Here is a 19,079-nt window from a genome sequence, read left to right on the forward strand (position 1 = left end):
CCCCGAACCGCATCGGGCAGTCCGACCACAACGGACGCCGCAACGGCGGGATGACTGTCGAGCACGGCCTCGACCTCTTCCGGATAGACATTCAGTCCGGAGGTCACGATCATCCGGTTTTCCCGCCCGGTCAGAAACAGGAAGCCGTTTTCGTCGACATATCCGTGGTCACCGACGGTCAGCCAGCCATCCCGCCACCTTGTATCGGGTGCCGTTCCGCATATGTAGCCGTGAAAGAGCATATGGCTGCGGACCCAGACCGGCCCGGACCGCCCCGCCGGAGACGGATCCCTTGGGTCGCCGATCGCGATCTCGACGCCGTCCGCCGCCCGGCCGACCGAACCGGCCGGCACAGTGTCCCCGGGTGTGGCGATGGTGATGAAGCTGGTTTCAGAAGCGCCGTAGAATTCGAACAGGCGCGCGCGCGGAAACACCGCCTTCAGGGCATCCCGGTCCGCCTCCCGCCATTTCGCGCCACTGGAGAGCACCTGTTTCACCGCTTCCACGGGACCGGTGCGGCGCGCCGCCTCGGCGAGATAGTGAAGCTGGGTCGGCGTGGCATAAAGCACAGAGCCCGCCGCCGTTCCACCAAGGTCTGTGAGAACCGAACGCGGGTCGAAGCGCGGCATCAGGACGACGTCCTGGCCCTGGGCCAGTCCGCAGACGGCGCCATAAAGATGCAGCGAATGGGTCAGCTGTCCCGCGACAACGATGCGGTCCCGCGGCGACATGCCGAAGACGGCCGACGACAGCCGGAAGCTTTCCAGCCATGATCCATGGCTGCGGACATACCCCTTGGGCGTTCCGCTCGATCCGGAGGTGAAGCCGGCATAAAAGAGGTCTTCCTGGCCGGGTGGCGTGCGGTCCGGCGCGTTCCGGGACCCGGCACTCGCATCCAAGGCCGACAGTGCCGCAAAGCCGTCATCGTCGACCACCAGGTCCGGTGCGATGCGGTCGAGGACCGCCGCGGCCTGGGTCTGCGGCCAGTCCGGATCCATGACCGTCGCGACCCGGCCGCTGCGGGCACATGCAAAGAAGCAGATCAGCAGGGCGACAGGGTCACGCTGGCGCAGGACGATCCGCCCTCCGCGCCTTGTCCGCCCGGCAAGGCCGAATGCCACGGCTTCTACCGCCCGGACCAGATCCTGCCGGCACAAACGGGACGGGCCGCACCTGAGCGCGGCCCGTCCGGGGTGTTCCTTCGCAAGCCGTTCGAGCCGGTCGCCGACAAAAGCCATGTCCCGGCCATCTCCCGAGCGGTCAGGACCGCGACAGCACGGCGCCCGGCAGTCCGCGCGCCACGGTCTGCGCAATGATGGCCGTGGCCCCGACCTTGATCAGGTCGCCCGGAATGTAGATCGCGCTGCCCAGGGCGGCCTTCGGCAGAGACAGTCCGGCCATCACGGCGACACCCGGAATGCCGAAGGCATAGACCACAAGGATGCCACCGACAGCCGAGGCGATGCCGGCGGAGACAAGGATGTTGACGTCACGGGTGGACCGCATGATCCAGCCGGCGACAAAGGCACCGACCGGCCAGCCGACCAGAAAGCCGACGGACGGGCCCATGAACACGCCCAGACCGCCACGGCCACCGGCCAGAAGCGGCGCGCCGAGCGCCACCAGAAACAGGAAGAGAAGAACCGCAAGAGCGCCGCGGACAGGCCCGAGCATGACACCTGCCAGCATGACACCCAGGGTCTGCGCGGTGATCGGAACGCCACCCAGAAAGGCAATCGCGACCGGAGGAACGAGCCCCAGAGCCGCAATCAGGGCCGCGTAAAAAGCAATGTGCACGAGGGACCGGTCAGCCATTTTTTTGTCACCTTATTCTCGATGGTCAGGGCGCTGCCGCCAAGAAGCAATTCTACAGGTTGCCCCCGGGGAAACGCCGCGTCTTCTGTTGGCGGGATAGACCAATTTATTGGCGATTGCCAGTTCTATTCGACTTGTCTCCTAGGTTATCTTGACAGGCCTTCCGAACCGCCACGGGCCTTGAGCGCTTCGGCGACATTGTCCGACATGCGCAGCGACTGGATCGCGAACGGTGCCAGAAGGCGCCAGGAATTCCGTGACCCTGTGCGGGCCTGCCAGGCTTCGCGCAGCAGGCCGTAGACCAGCAGCATATGCGGCGCGAAGCGCAGCACCAGCGCCACGCCGAGCGCCGGCTTGCGCGATGACATTCCGAAAACCGCGAGCGGCCGGAACAGCGGCTGGACCGCCTCCAGCATGTCGTCCAGGCGGGTCGTGATCGACACGAAATTCGCCGCCAGGATCATCACCACCAGGCGCAGGACGATGACGAAGCCGTCATAAAGGGTTCCCGATATCCAGTGCAGCGCCAGCAGGATGACAAGCACGAAGCCCAGGCCGCGCAACAGCTTCAGTTGTGCCAGGCCTTCCCGTCCGAGCGAGGCGTAACACAGGACCACCGCCGCCAGGCAGGCCAGGTAGACCCAGACGGAAACCATCTGGAACAGGACGATACTTGCAATGGCGACCGTCAGCAGTTTCACACCCGCCGGCAGGCGGTGTGCCCAGCTGTCGCCCTGCAGGTAGATGGAGATCATAACCCGGCAAACTCCGGTTTGCTGCCAAGCCGGTGGAGAATGTCCCGGCGGTAAGCCTCGCGCACCGCGTCGGGCGCTCCGTCCATGCGCAGGCGGCCGTCTTCCAGCCAGATCAGCCGGTCAAATCCGTCAAAGTGATCGAGATCGTGACTGACCATGACAATCTTCTGCGGCAGCGACAGGATCTTGTCGCGGATCCGCCTCGTCACCAGGGCGTCCAGGCTGGTCATCGGTTCATCCAGAACCAGCAGCTTCGGCTCCATCACCAGGACCGCAAGGATGCAGATCAGCTGTTTCTGGCCTTCGGAAAGTTCCGTCACCGGTTTGCCGGCGAGCCCCTCGACACCATGCAGGGCCAGGAAGGACCGGGCGCGGCTGCGGCTTTCGTCCTTGCCCGCGCCGAGTTGGCTCAGGCCGAAGGCAATCTCTTCCTCGACGGTCGGGAAGATGGCCTGATGATCCGGGTTCTGGAACACGAAGCCGACATGGCGGGGCAGCTCGGGTTCCGCTTCCGCCGACGGCGCCCCGAACAGACGCAGCGCTCCGCCGGTCGGGGCGCGCAGGCCGTTCAGCATGCGGACGAAGGAGCTCTTGCCCGATCCGTTGAGGCCGACAACGCCGATCCGGGCCTCATCCAGGGACAGCGTCAGGTCTTCCAGGATCGTCTTGCCGCCAAGGGCCAGTCCGACACGGTCAAACACCGCATAGGGGCTCGCCTCGGGATCGCAGACCTGTGGCCGGTCCTTGTTTTTCTTTTTGGGCCAGAAAGCCATGTCACCTCGTCGCGGGTGGCGCGTCGCCATCGCCGGTCATTCGCATTTTGCCGCTTATCGGCCGGAAACCGGTGCTTGTCAAAGAGGGATCCGGCGCCTTCCGACAGTCGCTGCTGCCTTTTTGAAGGAATGCCTCAGCCTACCGGGCGCGTGAGTTCGGGCAAGTCGGCCAATTGGTCGATCGTTGCGCGGATGCGTGTGAGAGCCCAGCGGAAGCGTTCATCGGACTCTTCCGAGCCGAAGGTCAGGCGCAGATAGGGGGCCGGTGCGTGCTCCTTGCCCTGGAAGTAGCGGGAAGACAAAACCGAAATGCCCTGGTGCGACAGCGCCGCCTGCAATGCATCGGCATCGACGGTTTCAGGCAGGCGCAGCCAGCCGAACACCTTGTTGACGTCGCCCTGCAGGAAATGGGGCGCAAGCAGGTCACGCGCGTTGAGAAAGCGCGTGCGGTTGGCCTTGCGCTTCAGGCGCAAGGTCTTGAAGAGATGCCCCTCGCGCACCCAGCCGGCAATCAGTTCCGCGGTGATCGGGGAGGCCATCCAGGTGCTTTCGCCGATCTTATTGCGGATGCTGTCACCGAAGGTGGCCGGGACATGAACAAAGCCGATCCGGCTGCCCGGCGAGCAGACCTTGGAAATGCTGGCGATGGAGGCGGTGCGCTCCGGCGCGAGCGCGCCGAAGGCGGGCAGGGACTCGGGAAGGAACGGCGTATAGGGGTCGTCCTCGACGATCTTCAGATCGTGCCGCCGCGCGACCTCCACCAGGTTTTCGCGCTCAGTGACCGACATCGTGTGGGTGGTCGGGTTCTGCATGTTCGGCATCAGGAACACGCCGCGGACACCGTGGACCCTTGCCGCATGCGCAAGAGCTTCCGGATCCATGGCGCCAAAGCCGCCATCCGCGCGGGTGAGGGCGGGCACGGGCACCGGCTTGAGACCGAGGCTGGCAAGCGAGGAAAAGATGGACGGATAGGTGAACCGGTCGACCGCAATTGCGTCTCCCGCGCGAAACAAGGCCTGGCAGGTCACCTGGATGCCGTGCTGGGCGCCGCACGTCACGGCCACCCGGGCCGGATCCGCTTCCAGGCCGTAATCCTTGAACACCAGGACACCCGTCTCCCGGTGGGCCTTCAGCCCCTCGGAAGGCACGAAACCGTTGAGACGGTCGATACCGGCGGTGCGCGCCATGCGCACAAGGCCGTCGGACAGGCTCGGGTTGAGATGCGGATAGGCGAAGTTGCGCGCCAGGTCGCAACTGTCCGGCTCGTCTTCCCTGGGGGTCAACGGAGACACCTTCTGGGTTTCAGACGCGATATAGGTGCCGCGCCCGGTCTCTCCCTTGACCAGCCGGCGCCGCTCGGCCTCGCCATAGGCACGCGTGATCGTGCCGAGCGTGACGCCGAGCTGGTAGGCCAGCTCGCGCTGCGGCGGCAGCCGGTCGCCCTGTGCCAGTGCGCCCGCCTTGATGTCCGTTTCCAGCGCGTCGGCAATCGCCAGGTAGATCGGGCCGGACGCCGCCTCGATGTTCGGAATCCACATTGTCATAGGAACAATGTTATCATTGACTGATACAATTCCTCAAGCGCATTTATGTCTTCAAGCCATTTGTATCGATTGTATCGATATCTGTATTGCCTGCCTGGAGACACACATGGACTTCGCGACCTTTTTCGCCTTCGCGGTGTTTGTCATCGTCATGACGGGCACGCCGGGGCCCGGAAACCTGACCTTTCTCGCCATCGGTGCGTCGGCCGGGTACCGCACCGCCTTTCCGGTCATCGTCGCCTCGCAGATCGGATCGCTGCCGCTCAAGCTCAGCGTCGCCTATGGCCTCGGTCACGTGATGGCGGGAGGCGGTCCGATTGTTACCCTGTTCAAGGTGCTGAGCATGGCCTACATGACCTATCTCGCCTGGCGTATCATCTGTCTCTCCGTCCGGCCGAAGGGCGAGGTGGCCCTGCCGAGTTTCTGGGAAGGCCTCTTGATCCACCCGCTCAGTCCGAAGACCTGGGCCATGAACCTGGTGGCCTTTTCGACCTTTCTGGCGGGCAATGGTCTCGGCATTCACGAAAATGCCCTGATCCTCGTGAGCGGCTTCACCCTGGGCGGCATGGTGTTCCACTCCCTGTGGGCTCTGGTCGGCGTTTCCATCCTCGCCCTGATCGGCGATGGCCCGGTCATGCGCATGCTCACGGTATCGATGGCTGTTGCCATGATTGCGGCGACGCTTTGGGCCCTGCTGATCTAGGTTGCGGGAAAGGTTGGGCTTGTTCACGCGGCCGGGCCTGAAACCCGGGCCGGTTTTCCGGCCCGGTGGGCAAGACGCGCCACGCCGCCTGGAAGAATGTGCAGACCCTCACTTGCGAAGCGAGCGGAGTTCCGCCTGCCACCTGTCTTCAAAGGATGGCAGGTCAGGGTTCGGGCCCAGCCCGATATCGTGACGCAGACTGGCGGGCAGGTCCGCCGCCGATTGCCTTTTCCGCCCCCCGGGCAGGCAGGCCTTCCACACAAGAAAGATAAGCCTTTTTAATGACTGAGTCCGACCTTGCCGTTGAACCACACGGACTGCTTCATGTTCAAGGGATGACCGCATTTCCATAACTCCTGCTCTCATGGAGTTACATATCGGCCCGCAGCGCTTGTCCTACCAACGAAAACTCGTTACTAATGCATAAGGGAAACTTATGCATGCCGATCCATCTTCCACCCCTGGCCGCCATTCGCGCCTTTGAGGCCGCGAGCCGCCATCTGAGTTTTACCAAGGCCGGCGACGAACTCGGCATGACCCAGGCCGCCATCAGTTACCAGATCAAGCTTCTGGAGGAACGGCTCGGCTTTCAGCTGTTCACCCGCAAGACGCGCAGGATCGAGTTGACCGATCAGGGCGCCCAGCTTTCGTCGCGGGTGATCGATGCCTTTTCCACCCTGCGCAGCGCCTTTGAAGACGTGACCGAGTTGAGCGCCGCCCAACTTGTCGTTTCCTCGAACACCACATTCGCGGTGAACTGGCTGGCCAACCGCCTGTTTCATTTCCAGATGCAGAATCCCGATATCGGCGTGCGCATCATGCCTTACGGGCCCCATTCGGAGCCGGATTTCAACGAGTCCGACATTGTCATATCCGCTTGCAAGGCGCCGCCGAAGAGCTGGTTCGCCCACGAGATCGTGCGGGCGGACTTCTCGCCCATGCTGAGTCCGGGCCTTGCCGACACCATCGGCGGCATCAGGGTTCCCGAGGACCTCCTGAAACTGCCTTTGGTTGATCCGCAGGACCCCTGGTGGCAGATGTGGTTCCAGGCGGCGGGCCTGGAGGATGTCGACCTGAGCAACCATCCGAGTTCGCGCATGGGCTCACAGGCCCTTGAAGCCAACCGGGCCATCGCGGGTCAGGGCGTGGCCATCCTGACCCCCTATTTCTGCAAGACAGCGCTTGAAACCGGCCAACTGGTGCAACCGTTCAAGCTGACCTGCCGGGCAGATGACGAAAGCTGGTATCTCAGTTATCCGCCCGCACTCAGAACAAGCCGCAAGGTCCGCCTGTTCCGGGACTGGGTCCGCTCGGAACTGGAACGGGACGGCATGCCGGTTCAGGCGGCAATGGCGGTGGTGGCCTGAACAGGGCCGACCGCCCGTTCAGGCAGACCGTCCGGTCATCAGGTTTTCCGCTTCCAGCGCCGCAACCAGGTCACGGACCCGGGCAGCATTGTCTTCCGCGACCCGGCCATCCCTGTTGCGGAAATTGTTCTCGAAGCCGATCCGCGCCTTGCCCCCCTTGCGGACCGCGTCGACCAGGCAATCCGTCTCCCGGTGTCCGAAGGCACATACGGCCCAGTCGAGCATCAGCGATCCCCGCCGTTCCTCCAGCTTTTGCAGGAACGGCTCCAGGTCCGCGGGTACGCTCTGCTGGCCGGCTGTATAACGCCCAAGCACGAACAAGATCTGATGGCCGGTGCCCGGGACCACACCGGCGCCGGCAAGATCGACAAGCCGGTCCAGATCCTCGGGGCTGTACAAGATATGCTGGACCGCGCAATTCCGGTCCCGCATCCAGCCGTAGAAGGCCGCGGCCTCAGCCGTGTCCTCGTCGGGAACCATCTCCCGCAAGGCAATGGAGACGGCTTCAGGCTCGACGCTGCGGACCAGGGACCGCTGCTCTTGCGGGCTGTACCTGCCGACAGCCTCCGTCGTCACCTGAACCAGCATGCCGGGGACAGCGGTCTTCATTTCCGACAGGAGTTCACGGTAGAGACCGGCATCCAGGACATGGATCCCGTCCGCGTCACGGACATGGGCATGCAACGCGCCTGCCCCGGCCTCGAAACAGGCTTTCGCGGCCGCCACGGTTTCGCCGATCGTAATGGGCACGGCCGGATGGTCGGCCTGTGTCCGGCGCGCGCCGTTTGGCGCCACCATGATCCCCGGCAGCGGCGGGCAGTCGGTCTTGCCGTGCATCGCTCAGAACACCGCCTTGAAGGCCCGGTCAAGCTTGTCCGTGAGTTCATCGACCTGGGCATCTTCGAAAATGAAGGGCGGGGCAAGCAACACATGGTCACCCACGACGCCGTCGACGGTTCCGCCCATCGGATAACACATCAATCCGGCGTCCATCGCCGCCTTCTTGATGGCCTTGTTGACCCCCCGCTTGGGATCGAACGGTGTCTTGCTGCCCCGGTCCTCGACGATTTCGATCCCCCGGAACAGTCCCCTTCCCCGAATATCCCCGACATGCGGGTGCTGTCCGAAGGCCGCTCTCAGCGACGCATCGAGCTTCTCACCCATCGGCTTGACCCGGTCGCCGATACCGCCGGTCAGTTTCCGGAAAACGGCCAGCGCCGCCGCACAGGCCGTCGGATGACCGATATAGGTGTGACCATGCTGAAAAAAGCCGGATCCGGATTCGATTGCCGCATAGATGGCCGCGCTGCAGAACATCGCCCCGATCGGCTGGTAGCCCCCACCGAGACCCTTGGCCGTGCACAGGATATCGGGAGCGACGCCGTCCTGCTCGCATGCAAACAGGGTACCGGTGCGGCCCATGCCGCACATGACCTCATCCAGGATCAGGAGAATGCCATGGCTGTCGCAGATGTCCCGGATGCGCTTGAAATAGCCCTCGACGGGGGGAATGGCACCGGCGGTCGCCCCGACGACCGGTTCCGCGACAAAGGCCATGACATTTTCTGGTCCGAGGCGCTGAATTTCCGTCTCCAGTTCGTTCGCGACACGCTGCCCGTATTCGAACGCGGTCTCGTCCTCGCGGCGCCCGCGATATTCGTAGCAGGGAGAAATGTGAGACGTCTCGATCATCAGCGGCGCAAACGGCTCGCGGCGCCACTGGTTGCCACCTGTCGCAAGAGCGCCGAGCGTATTGCCGTGATAGCTCTGACGGCGGGCGATCACCCGGTGGCGCGATGTTTCACCGATCTCCAGGAAATACTGGCGCGCCAGTTTCAGGGCCGCCTCCATGGCCTCCGAACCGCCTGAAACGAAATAGACCCGGTCCAACCCTTCCGGCGTATGCCGGACCAGGAGGTCCGCCAGTTCTTCGGCCGGTTCCGACGTGAAGAAACCGGTATGCGCATAAGCGATCTTGTCGATCTGGTTTCTGATGGCGTCCAGCACGTCGGCATCGCTGTGCCCAAGGCAGGACACGGCTGCGCCACCGCACCCATCGAGGTATTTTTTCCCCGTTTTATCAATGATGTAGCAGCCATCTCCGGCAATTGCGACCGGCAAGCTGGCTTTGGTGTGGCGTGGAAAGACATGGGACATGGCAGGAATTCCGGCAAGTGATCGTGTTGCGCCCCCACAGGGCGTGTTTCATTTGTATCAGAAAACAATCACTCCTGAAACATTTGTTTCTTGCGGGAATTAACCACGTTTTTCATTACAATTTTAATCAAATTCGATGAGCCTAGGACCGGGGGACGACAACAATTCAGTTATCGACAAGGCTTGTTAGTCATGCGTCAGCGCCTCATCGCCTGGATCCTTTTTTCCGGATTGACCATCTCCCTGGCCGGGTGCGGGACCGTGGCCGGTGTTTCGGGCATGGGCTGGATGACGGCGTCCCATAATTCGATCGAGTATGACGACTCGTCCTGGTGCGTGCCGCGCAAGCTGAAGAAGGTGCTCAACCGGGTTGCCAGCCGCTATGGCAAGGTCACGGTGCACTCCACCAAGCGCTGGTGGCTCGAAAACTGGTGGAAGGGCGGCGCCAAAAACAGCTATCACCTGAATTGCAGGGCAGTGGATTTCTCCGTGCGCGGCGATCCCTCCTCCGTCCTCGCTTTCCTGAAGTCGCAAAAAGCGGTTGGTGGCTACAAGCACTACGCCTCCGGCCACTATCACATCGACACCGGACCACGCCGGACCTGGTGACCGACCAACCGCCTATTTCAATTCGCCGAGTTCCAGTGCCATCTCCCAGGCGACCGCATCGAAACCGATGAAGTTTTTCACTTCGCCCTCGACGATCGGCCGCCTGATCACCGACGGATGTTCGATCATCACGTCGAGCGCGCTCTTGGCGTCGACCACGCTGTCCTGGGTGGCTTCGTCGAGCCGGCGCCACGTCGTGCCGCGCTTGTTCAAGACCGCGTCCCAGCCGAATTCACCGACGAAACGGGCCAGCCGGTCGGCGTCGACCCCATCCTTCTTGTAATCGTGAAATTCATAGGCAACGCCCGCTTCCTCGAGAAACTTGCGCGCTTTCTTGACCGTGTCGCAATTCTTGATGCCGTAGACTTTCATGAGTTCTTTCCGGTTGATTTTCCTGACCCGCACTGTGCCGACCGGCGCCGCGGTTTCAAGTCCGGTTGTCTCAAAAATCCGTGCTGGGGAAAACCGCTTTCCTTCCTGCGCGCGCATGCCCGCTGATGCCGGCTCCGTGCCCGCCGTCACTGGCCCTGCCGCCTGGGACACTCCAAGATGTAAAAACGCACGCCTTGACCTGATCCCCGCTCGGCGTTTGAAGTGGTGTACAAGCACGCGCACGGGAGACGCACCGGCCATCGGACCGGAGAATGATGAGCACATGGCTGAAAACCCATCCGGAAAGAACCCTCCGGCCAGCACGCCGACGGCGACGGCAAGGCCCGCACACGGCAAATTGGCCACGGCCGGCGGCATGATCGGCGGCGGCAATTGGCGCCAGCGGCTGCGACTGGCAAGCGGCCTGATCCTGTTCACGTTCTGCCTCAGCCATTTCTCCAATCATGCCCTTGGCATCATATCCTTCGAGGCAATGGACCAGGCTTCGATCTGGCACTATTGGGTCTGGCGCAGCCCGGTCGGCGAAACAGTGCTGATTGCCGCGGCAATCACCCATGTGCTGCTGGCCCTGTGGCGGACAAGCAAACGGCGCACGCTGAAAATGTCCCGCTGGGAACTCGCCCAGCTGACACTCGGCCTCTATATTCCCTGGCTGCTGATCCCACACATAACCACGACAATGGGCGCCGCATGGGAATTCGGGTTTTCGCCGGTCTACGAGCAGATGCTCACCATTCTGTGGCCGAACCTTGCGCTCAACCAGTCCATACTGCTGCTGGTCGTCTGGACCCACGCCATGATCGGCCTGCATTTCTGGCTGCGGCTTTATCCACTTTACCGGCGCCTCAGGCCGCTGGCCGCCGGCTTCGCGGTCGCCCTTCCCGTCCTTGCAATCTGGGGATGGATCGAAGGGGCGCGGCGTCTGGCGCTCAGCCGCGACGTCACGCTCAAGATCACGCCGGACCAGCAGGCCTGGGTCTATGAGGTGGTGGACCAGTTTCGTGCCGTCGTGTTCGGCCTGATTGCCGTCAGCCTGCTGGCAATCCTGATCCGCTACCTGATCGGCCTAAAGGCACGCAGCCTGTCGGTCACCTATCCCGGCGGGCTCGCCATCAAGGCCCAGCCGGGCGCAACCCTTCTGGAAATCAGCCGCGCGAACGATGTGCCGATTGCCTCGGTCTGCGGCGGCCGGGCCCGCTGCTCCACCTGCAGGGTCAAGGTCCTGGAAGGCGGCGAGTCCCTGGCCGCACCCGGCGTTTCCGAAGCCGCGGTCCTGAAACGGATCGGTGCCGGTGCCGACATACGACTGGCTTGCCAGGTCCGGCCGCAAAACAACATCGCCGTGCAGCCGCTTGTCCCGGTCAAGGCCAGCCTTGCAGCCGGTGAGCACCTCAAGGATGCCTATCACTGGGGCGTCGAACAGGACGTGGTGGTGATGTTCGTGGACCTGCGCAATTTCACCGGCATCACCGAGTCCCAGCTGGCCTACGATGTCGTCTATCTCCTCAACAGCTATCTGGACCAGGCTTCCGAAGCCATTCGTGCCGAGGGCGGCTATGTCGACAAGTTCATCGGCGACGGCATCATGGCGATCTTCGGAATGGATTGCGATCCGGCGACCGGGGCCCGGCAAGCCCTGGAAGCCAGCCGGCGCATCGAAACGGTCATGAAAGCGCTGGACGCGGAAAAGGGCCCGCAATTCCGCGATCCGATCCGGCTGGGAATTGGCCTGCATCTCGGACCAGCCATTCTCGGCAGGATCGGTGCCGCCGGCACCCAGGGCAGCCGGGGCGGACTGACCGCGCTCGGCGACGTGGTCAACACGGCCAGCCGGCTGGAATCTGAAAACAAGGCACATGACAGTTTTCTTGTGGTGTCCAAGGCCGTGATTGACGCTGCGGACGCGCGGATCGACGGTGCGGAAACCGCGGAAATCAAGGTTCGCGGCAAAGAAAAGCCCTTGCGAATCTTTGCCTTGCACAGCTTAGATGACCTCGTGCTGACGGAGGCTGAAGCTGACGGAAGCCGTTGACGCGATTTCTGGAGGAGCCGTGGGCCGCACCTATTCACCGCGTGAAATGCTGGAAAAGCTGATTTCCTTCAACACCGTTTCCGACCGGAGCAATCTTGACCTGATTGCCTTTGTCGAGGACTACCTCGCCGGGTGGGGAGTTGCAACGCAACGGGTCCCGGACCCGACCGGCGAGAAAGCCGGCCTGTTCACGCTGATCGGCCCCTGGACCGAAGGCGGGGCTGTCCTGTCCGCCCACACGGACGTGGTTCCGGTCGCCGGGCAGGACTGGTCCCGCGATCCGTTTACGGCCTGGGAAGACGGGGGCCGGCTTTATGGACGCGGCGCGGCGGACATGAAGGGGTTCGCGGCAACCGTTCTGGCCAAGGTCCCCGATTTCCTGAATGCCGGCTTGCGCGTCCCGATACACATCGCTCTTTCCTATGACGAGGAGACCGGCTGCGACGGTGCGCGCCGGATCATCCCGGTCATGCTGGAACACGCCCCCCGCCCCGCGTTCGTGATTGTCGGCGAACCGACCAGCATGAAGGTGGTTACCGGACACAAGGGCATCACGGTCCTGAGGACGCGGGTCACCGGTCATCCGGTCCATTCCAGCCAGCTGCACCGCGGCGTCTCCGCAATCTCGGTGGCCGCGAAACTGGTCGGTTGGCTGGACGGCAAGACGGCGGAAAACCGCTCGAAAGCCGACCCCGATTGCCCGTTCGAACCGCCCTACACCACCCTTCATTGCGGAACGATTGCCGGCGGACAGGCGCACAACATCACGGCGCAGAGCTGTGAGTTCCTGACCGACATCCGCATGCTGCCCAGCGAATCAGCCGACCAGTGGCGCTCCGCCTACCGGCGGTTCATCGACACGGAGGCCCTGCCCGGCATGCTGGAGGTCTCGGAAAACTGCAGTGTCGAAGTTGAGGAACTCGCCGACGTTCCCGCCCTGGGCGATGAAGACGACGGGCTTGCCGAGACGCTGGCCCGGCGCCTGACGGGTGACAATGCCCGCAACGTGGTTGTCTACGCAACCGAAGGCGGCCTGTTCCAGCATCACGGACTGTCGACAGTGGTTTGCGGGCCGGGATCGATCGACCAGGCTCACCAGCCGGACGAATTTATCGAGCTATCCCAACTGGACCGCTGTGCCGCTTTTCTGGACAGACTGGTTGACAGTTTGTCGCATTTGACAGCTGAACAGGTTTGAACACAGGCAGTTACGGTGTCATAGTTCAAATTGACAGTGTGGATGCCCTGCCTGGCAGGGACATCGGGTCCGAAACTGATATTCCGGAAAACGGAAACAACGAGGGGACTATGAACAAGAAAACCTATGTGATCGCCGCTGCTCTACTTGCAGTGGGAGCAGGATCGGCTGCGCAGGCCGAAACACTCAAATTCGCCTTTCAGGGAACCCTGAATGCGCTCGATCCCTACAGCTTGAACGAAACGTTCACGTTGTCCTCGCTGGGCAATACCTATGAAGGCCTGACACGCCGGGGCTCGGATCTTGCCATCGAGCCGGCGCTTGCCGAAAGCTGGGAAGTGATCGAACCGACCCGTTGGCGCTTTCATTTGCGCAAGGGCGTAAAGTTCCATAACGGCAGCGATTTTACCGCAGAAGATGTCGCCTTTTCGGTCGACCGCGTGCGCTCGGAAGGCTCGGACCTGACCACGCGCGTGCCTGCCGATGCCAAGGTGGAAATCGTCGACGACTATACGGTCGACTTCGTTCTCAACAGCCCGAACCCGATCCTGCACTACGAGTGGGACACGTTCTACATCATGGACAAGGAGTGGACGACCGAGAACGACGCGGTCAAGGTCACTTCCGCCTCCGACACCACCCCGAACTACGCCGCGCTCAACGCCAATGGCACCGGGCCGTTCAAGATCACCAGCCACGAAGCCGGCGTGAAGACGGTTTATGAGAAAAACGATGGCTGGTGGGACGAAGCCAAGCACAATCTCGACACGGTCGAGTTCACGCCGATCGGATCCGACGCAACCCGCGTTGCGGCCTTGCTGTCCGGCGAGATGGACATGGTCTATCCGGTTCCCGTGCAGGACATCAAGCGCATCAACGACAATGCCGGCACGGTTGCTCTGACCGGACCGGAGCTCAGGACCATTTTCCTTGGCATGGACCAGATGCGCGACGAGCTGCTCTATTCCGATGTCAAGGGCAAGAACCCGATGAAGGACGCCCGCGTCCGCAAGGCGTTCTACCAGGCGATCGACATCGAGGCGATCAAGAAGAAGGTCATGCGCGACCTGTCAACGCCGTCCGCGATCATGGTTTCGCCGTTCCTGTTCTCCAAGGCCGGTGAGTTCGAACGCTATCCCTATGATCCGGAAGCCGCCAAGGCGCTGCTTGCCGAAGCCGGGTATCCGGACGGGTTCTCGATCGGCATGGACTGCCCGAACGACCGCTACGTCAATGACGAGGCGATCTGTCAGGCCGTTGCCGCGATGCTGGCGCGCATCAACGTGAAGGTGGATCTGAACGCACAACCGAAGGCGAAATACTTTGCCAAGATCCTGGCGTCGGGCGGCTACGACACGTCCTTCTACCTGCTCGGCTGGACACCCGGCTCACTCGACAGCTGGAACGTCCTGTCGAACCTGATGAACTGCCGTGACGAAGCCGGCAAGGGTTCACCGTTCAACAATGGCGGTTTCTGCGATGAAAAGATCGACAGCCTGACCGCGGAAATCCTGGTCGAGAACGACCCGGAAAAGCGCGACGAACTCATCGCCGAAGCCTTCAAGATCAGTCATGACAACGCCTATTACATCCCGCTGCACCAGCAGGGGCTGGCCTGGGGCGTTGCCGACGATATCGAGCTGGTCCAGCGCGCCGACAACCAGTTCAAGTTCCGTTTCGTGACCAAGAACTGACCCGGCAAACCTGGCCATCGACGCTCCCGGCCACGCCGGGGGCGTATTTTCATTCTAGATTGCAAAGAGCCGAGATGATTGGATTTGCGACGCGCCGCATCCTGCAGGCGATGATTGTCATGCTGGTGGTCGCCCTGCTTGCCTTCACCATGTTCCGCTTTGTCGGCGATCCGATCAACCAGATGGTCGGCATTGAAACCTCCATCGAGGAACGCGAGGCCTTGCGGGAACGCCTGGGTCTGAACGACCCGATCCCGGTACAGTTCATCCGGTTCATTTCCAACGCGGCCCAGTTCGATTTCGGCACGTCCTACCAGTTCCGGCAGCCGGTATCGGAACTGTTCGCCAAACGGATCCCGGCAACGCTGGAGCTCAGTTTCGCCTCGGCCCTGTTCGCCCTCGTGGTCGGCATTCCCATGGGCATCTATGCCGGTCTCAACCGGGAATCGCCGATATCAAAGCTGTTCCTGTCGGTCTCCCTTGTCGGCATCTCGTTGCCGACCTTCTTCATCGGCATCCTGCTGATCTTCCTGTTCTCCGTAACCCTGCAGTGGCTGCCCAGCTTCGGGCGCGGCGAGACCGTGCAGATCGGCTCCTGGTGGACCACCGGTTTCCTGACCGTGTCGGGTCTCAAGGCGCTGATCCTGCCGTCGATCACGCTCGGTCTCTACCAGATGACGCTGATCATGCGCCTGATCCGCGCGGAGATGCTGGAAGTCATCCGCACCGACTACATCAAGTTCGCCCGTGCCCGCGGCCTGCCGGACAGGCTGGTCAATTTCCGGCACGCCCTGAAAAACACGCTGGTCCCCGTCATCACCATCACGGGTCTGCAGCTCGGCTCGATCATCGCCTTCGCGACCATCACCGAAACCGTGTTCCAGTGGCCGGGCATGGGCCTGATGTTCCTGCAGGCCGTCCAGAACGTCGATATTCCGATCATGTCCGCCTATCTGCTGCTGACCGCCTTTCTGTTCGTGGCGATCAATTTCATCGTCGACATCCTCTATTTCCTGATCGATCCGCGGCTGCGGGTCGGCCGGCCCTAAGGGAGGCACACGCGCATGCCAACCGTCTCCAGCAACGACACCAGGGCCGCCGAACAGGGTCGCCTCAAGAAGATCGTCGACAGTGACCTGTTCCATTCCTTCCTGAAATCGAAAATCACCGTCGTGGCCGCCTGCGGCACGCTGATCCTGTTCCTGCTGGCCTTTTTGGCGCCCTGGATTGCGCCACATGACCCCTTCGACCTGGCCTCGATCTCGATCCTGGACGCGCGCGTTCCGCCGGTCTGGATGGAATATGCCGATCCCCGTTTCCCGCTCGGCACGGATGACCAGGGCCGGGACATGCTGTCCGGAATTTTCTACGGCATGCGGATTTCCCTGATCGTCGGATTCTGCTCGGTCGCAGCGGCCGCCGTCCTTGGTATCACGCTCGGGCTGGTCGCGGGCTATTCGGGTGGGCGGGTCGACGCGATCATCATGCGCATCGCCGATGTCCAGCTGACCTTTCCCGCCATCCTGATTGCCCTTCTGATCGACGGTATCGCCGCCGGAATTTTCGGTTCGATCGACAGGGAGGTTTTCGCTTTCTACATCCTGATCGTGTCTCTGGCGCTGTCCTTCTGGGTGCAATACGCGCGCACGGTGCGCGGCTCCACCATGGTGGAGAAGAACAAGGAATATGTGCAGGCCGCCCGGGTGATCGGCATTCCGCCGGTGATCATCATGGCACGGCATATCCTGCCGAACGTGATGGGCCCCGTCCTGGTGATCGCGACGATCAACCTTGCGCTCGCCATCGTCACAGAGGCGACGCTGTCATTCCTTGGCGTCGGCATGCCGCCCACCCAGCCGTCCCTCGGCACCCTGATCGCGGTCGGCAACGACTTCCTCTATTCGGGCGAATGGTGGATCGCGATCTTCCCCGGACTGGCGCTGGCGCTGCTGGTCCTGAACGTCAATCTCCTGGGCGACTGGCTACGCGACGCCCTCAACCCGAAACTCCGGTGAGGCGGTCATGAGCGTTCTTGATATCAAGGATCTGACGGTCGAGTTTCCGGCCCGCAAGTCCGTCTTTGTCGCCGTCGACGACGTCACCCTGAGCGTTGACGCCGGCAAGGTCCTCGGCGTTGTCGGTGAATCGGGCGCGGGCAAGTCGACGGTCGGCAATGCCGTGATCGGCCTGCTGCAGGAGCCCGGCCACATCGCCGGCGGCGAGATCTACCTGCACGGCCAGCGCATCGACCAGCTGTCCTACCGCGAGAAACGCAAGTTGCGCGGCCGCAAGATCGGCATGATCTTTCAGGATCCGCTGACATCGCTCGATCCGCTGCAGACGGTCGAAAGCCAGCTGGTCGAAACCATCCGCACCCATCTGCCCCTGTCCGCCAGGGAAGCGCGGCAACGCGCCGTCGACCTGATCGACGCGGTCGGCATTCCCGACCCGGGCGAACGGATCAAGCAGTATCCGCACCAGTTTTCCGGTGGTATGCGCCAGCGCGTGGTGATCGCGCTGGCCCTGTGCGCGGAGCCGGAGCTGGTGATCGCCGACGAGCCGACCACGGCACTCGACGTGTCCATCCAGGCACAGATCCTGGAGCTGATGAAGAAGCTGTGCGAAGAGCGCAACGTCGCCATGATGGTGATCACCCACGACATGGGCGTGATCGCCGACATCACCGACCACGTCGCGGTGATGTATAACGGCGAGCTGGTGGAATACGGCGAGACCATCCAGGTGCTCGGCGCGCCGAACCACCCCTATACCCAGAGCCTGATCTCGGCCGTTCCACGGCCGGACATCCGGGTCGAGCGCTTCCCGGTGGTCAACTATATCGAAAAGGCGGGCACGCCCCAGAAACAGATCGATATCTCGACCCATTGGCTCGGCAAGGTGCGGGATTACGACAAGGTCGACGGGCCGCTGGTAAAAATCCGAGATCTCGACATGCGCTTCGAGACGCGCGGATCGGTGTTTCCGTCGCGGCGGAAGTATTTCCAGGCGGTCAAGAAGGTCAGCTTCGACATCCTGGAAGGCGAGACTTTCGGCCTCGTCGGTGAAAGCGGGTCGGGCAAATCGACCATCGCGCGCCTGATCACCGGTCTCTACCAGCCGAGCGGCGGTTCGATCCAGTTCGGCAGCACCGAACTGACCTCGCTGAAGAACCGCCGGGATGTCCTGGCCATGCGGCGCCAGATGCAGATGATCTTCCAGGATCCCTATTCTTCGCTCAATGCGCGCATGCGGGTGAGCGACATCATCGCCGAACCGATCAGGTTTCACCGCCTTGCCTCGGGCAATGCCGAAGTCCGGCAGATCGTCGACGATCTTCTGGACCATGTCGGGCTGGGTGCGGCGGCGGGCAGGAAGTTCCCGCACGAATTCTCCGGTGGTCAGCGTCAACGCATCTCGATCGCCAGGGCCCTGGCGACCCGGCCGCGCTTTCTGATCTGCGATGAGCCGACATCCGCGCTCGATGTCTCCATCCAGGCGCAGATCCTCAATCTTCTGAAAGACTTGCAGGAAGAGCTCGGCCTGACCATGCTGTTCATCAGCCACGACCTCGCGGTCATCCGGCAGATGTGCAACCGCATCGGCGTGATGCGCAACGGCGAATTGTGTGAAGTGGCCGATTGCGATCAGCTCTTCGACGCCCCGCAACACGCGTACACGCGGGAGCTACTGTCGCTCATGCCTTCGCTGGAATTGCTGTCTCGCGCCAACCTCCAGACTGCCGGGCACCTTGCTGGCTGACGGGTCAAGTCCCTGAAGATGAGTCTTTTTTCAAAATCAGGCGAGTCGCCGGCTTGACTCGGCCGGCTCGTCCGATTCTCGGTCGGCCGCCATCCGATAACCACAATCCAGACCGTACCCGGCAGATTTTGCCGTTGCTGCCGTCGGCGATTTTATCTCTCAAGTCAAACGTGAACCGGCCCCTGGCAAACCAAGAAATAAACAAACTGTTAACGGCCCGACGACACTTCAGAACACCGAAAAAAGGACACTCTAAAAGTTAAAAGGGAGAGCCGTGAGG

Annotated in this window: 17 protein-coding genes (1 of these 17 running past the window's edge); 9 read left to right on the forward strand and 8 right to left on the reverse strand. The window is 62.4% G+C overall.

The window, feature by feature from the left end; translation table 11 throughout:
• The 5 genes from O6760_RS06720 to O6760_RS06740 form a co-directional block, all read right to left on the reverse strand.
• Positions 1-1,238 carry the 5' portion of an AMP-binding protein gene (locus O6760_RS06720; protein WP_269584712.1) on the reverse strand. 205 nt of this gene lie to the left of the window's left edge, so 1,238 of the gene's 1,443 nt are visible here — the first part of the coding sequence; the start codon lies at positions 1,236-1,238; its stop codon lies off the left edge, out of view.
• A 22-nt stretch (positions 1,239-1,260) separates the two neighbouring features.
• A complete protein-coding gene (locus tag O6760_RS06725; protein WP_269584713.1) occupies positions 1,261-1,815 on the reverse strand; it encodes a biotin transporter BioY in 555 nt (184 codons plus the stop codon).
• 146 nt (positions 1,816-1,961) lie between these two features.
• Complete coding sequence (locus O6760_RS06730; protein WP_269584714.1) at positions 1,962-2,570, reverse strand: energy-coupling factor transporter transmembrane component T family protein; 609 nt, start codon at positions 2,568-2,570, stop codon at positions 1,962-1,964.
• Entirely contained in the window at positions 2,567-3,343 is a 777-nt protein-coding gene (locus O6760_RS06735; RefSeq protein ID WP_269584715.1) for an energy-coupling factor ABC transporter ATP-binding protein, read from the reverse strand. The genes O6760_RS06730 and O6760_RS06735 overlap by 4 nt, the downstream gene beginning before the upstream one ends.
• A 134-nt stretch (positions 3,344-3,477) precedes the next feature.
• Positions 3,478-4,887: an aminotransferase-like domain-containing protein gene (locus O6760_RS06740; RefSeq protein ID WP_269584716.1), complete on the reverse strand. Its 1,410-nt coding sequence runs from the start codon at positions 4,885-4,887 to the stop codon at positions 3,478-3,480.
• A 106-nt stretch (positions 4,888-4,993) separates the two neighbouring features.
• On the opposite strand from O6760_RS06740, the gene O6760_RS06745 reads away from it, so the two are divergent.
• Both O6760_RS06745 and O6760_RS06750 read left to right on the forward strand, forming a co-directional pair.
• The gene (locus O6760_RS06745; protein WP_269584717.1) at positions 4,994-5,590 is read left to right on the forward strand and encodes a LysE family translocator; all 597 of its coding nucleotides are present in this window, start codon (positions 4,994-4,996) and stop codon (positions 5,588-5,590) included.
• 440 nt (positions 5,591-6,030) lie between these two features.
• Positions 6,031-6,957 (forward strand): LysR family transcriptional regulator, encoded by a 927-nt coding sequence (locus O6760_RS06750; RefSeq protein WP_269584718.1) that lies wholly within the window; start codon positions 6,031-6,033, stop codon positions 6,955-6,957.
• 18 nt (positions 6,958-6,975) lie between these two features.
• On the opposite strand, the gene O6760_RS06755 is transcribed toward O6760_RS06750, so the two are convergent.
• Positions 6,976-7,794, reverse strand: a complete 819-nt coding sequence (locus O6760_RS06755) for a 3-keto-5-aminohexanoate cleavage protein (protein WP_269584719.1) — start codon at positions 7,792-7,794, stop codon at positions 6,976-6,978.
• Positions 7,795-7,797: 3 nt separating this feature from the next.
• Positions 7,798-9,114 (reverse strand): aspartate aminotransferase family protein, encoded by a 1,317-nt coding sequence (locus O6760_RS06760; protein WP_269584720.1) that lies wholly within the window; start codon positions 9,112-9,114, stop codon positions 7,798-7,800.
• Positions 9,115-9,306: 192 nt separating this feature from the next.
• Between O6760_RS06760 and O6760_RS06765 the strand changes: the two genes are divergently transcribed.
• Positions 9,307-9,723, forward strand: coding sequence for a YcbK family protein (locus tag O6760_RS06765; RefSeq protein WP_269584721.1), 417 nt, complete (start codon positions 9,307-9,309; stop codon positions 9,721-9,723).
• A 12-nt stretch (positions 9,724-9,735) separates the two neighbouring features.
• On the opposite strand, the gene O6760_RS06770 is transcribed toward O6760_RS06765, so the two are convergent.
• Positions 9,736-10,095, reverse strand: a complete 360-nt coding sequence (locus O6760_RS06770) for an ArsC family reductase (RefSeq protein ID WP_269584722.1) — start codon at positions 10,093-10,095, stop codon at positions 9,736-9,738.
• Positions 10,096-10,378: 283 nt separating this feature from the next.
• Here O6760_RS06770 and O6760_RS06775 point away from each other — a divergent pair, with 283 nt between their 5' ends.
• The 6 genes from O6760_RS06775 (at position 10,379) to O6760_RS06800 (ending at position 18,799) form a co-directional block, all read left to right on the forward strand.
• Entirely contained in the window at positions 10,379-12,148 is a 1,770-nt protein-coding gene (locus tag O6760_RS06775; RefSeq protein ID WP_269584723.1) for an adenylate/guanylate cyclase domain-containing protein, read from the forward strand.
• Between the two features lie 19 nt (positions 12,149-12,167).
• A complete protein-coding gene (gene argE / locus O6760_RS06780; protein ID WP_269584724.1) occupies positions 12,168-13,346 on the forward strand; it encodes an acetylornithine deacetylase in 1,179 nt (392 codons plus the stop codon).
• Between the two features lie 110 nt (positions 13,347-13,456).
• Positions 13,457-15,040, forward strand: coding sequence for an ABC transporter substrate-binding protein (locus O6760_RS06785; protein WP_269584725.1), 1,584 nt, complete (start codon positions 13,457-13,459; stop codon positions 15,038-15,040).
• A 74-nt stretch (positions 15,041-15,114) separates the two neighbouring features.
• The gene (locus tag O6760_RS06790; RefSeq protein ID WP_269584726.1) at positions 15,115-16,089 is read left to right on the forward strand and encodes an ABC transporter permease; all 975 of its coding nucleotides are present in this window, start codon (positions 15,115-15,117) and stop codon (positions 16,087-16,089) included.
• Between the two features lie 15 nt (positions 16,090-16,104).
• On the forward strand, positions 16,105-17,055 hold the full coding sequence (locus O6760_RS06795) for an ABC transporter permease (protein ID WP_269584727.1): 951 nt from the start codon (positions 16,105-16,107) through the stop codon (positions 17,053-17,055).
• A 7-nt stretch (positions 17,056-17,062) separates the two neighbouring features.
• A complete protein-coding gene (locus O6760_RS06800) occupies positions 17,063-18,799 on the forward strand; it encodes an ABC transporter ATP-binding protein (RefSeq protein WP_269584728.1) in 1,737 nt (578 codons plus the stop codon).
• Positions 18,800-19,079: the final 280 nt, after the last annotated feature.

This window comes from Roseibium sp. Sym1, assembly GCF_027359675.1.
Taxonomy (GTDB): Bacteria; Pseudomonadota; Alphaproteobacteria; order Rhizobiales; family Stappiaceae; genus Roseibium.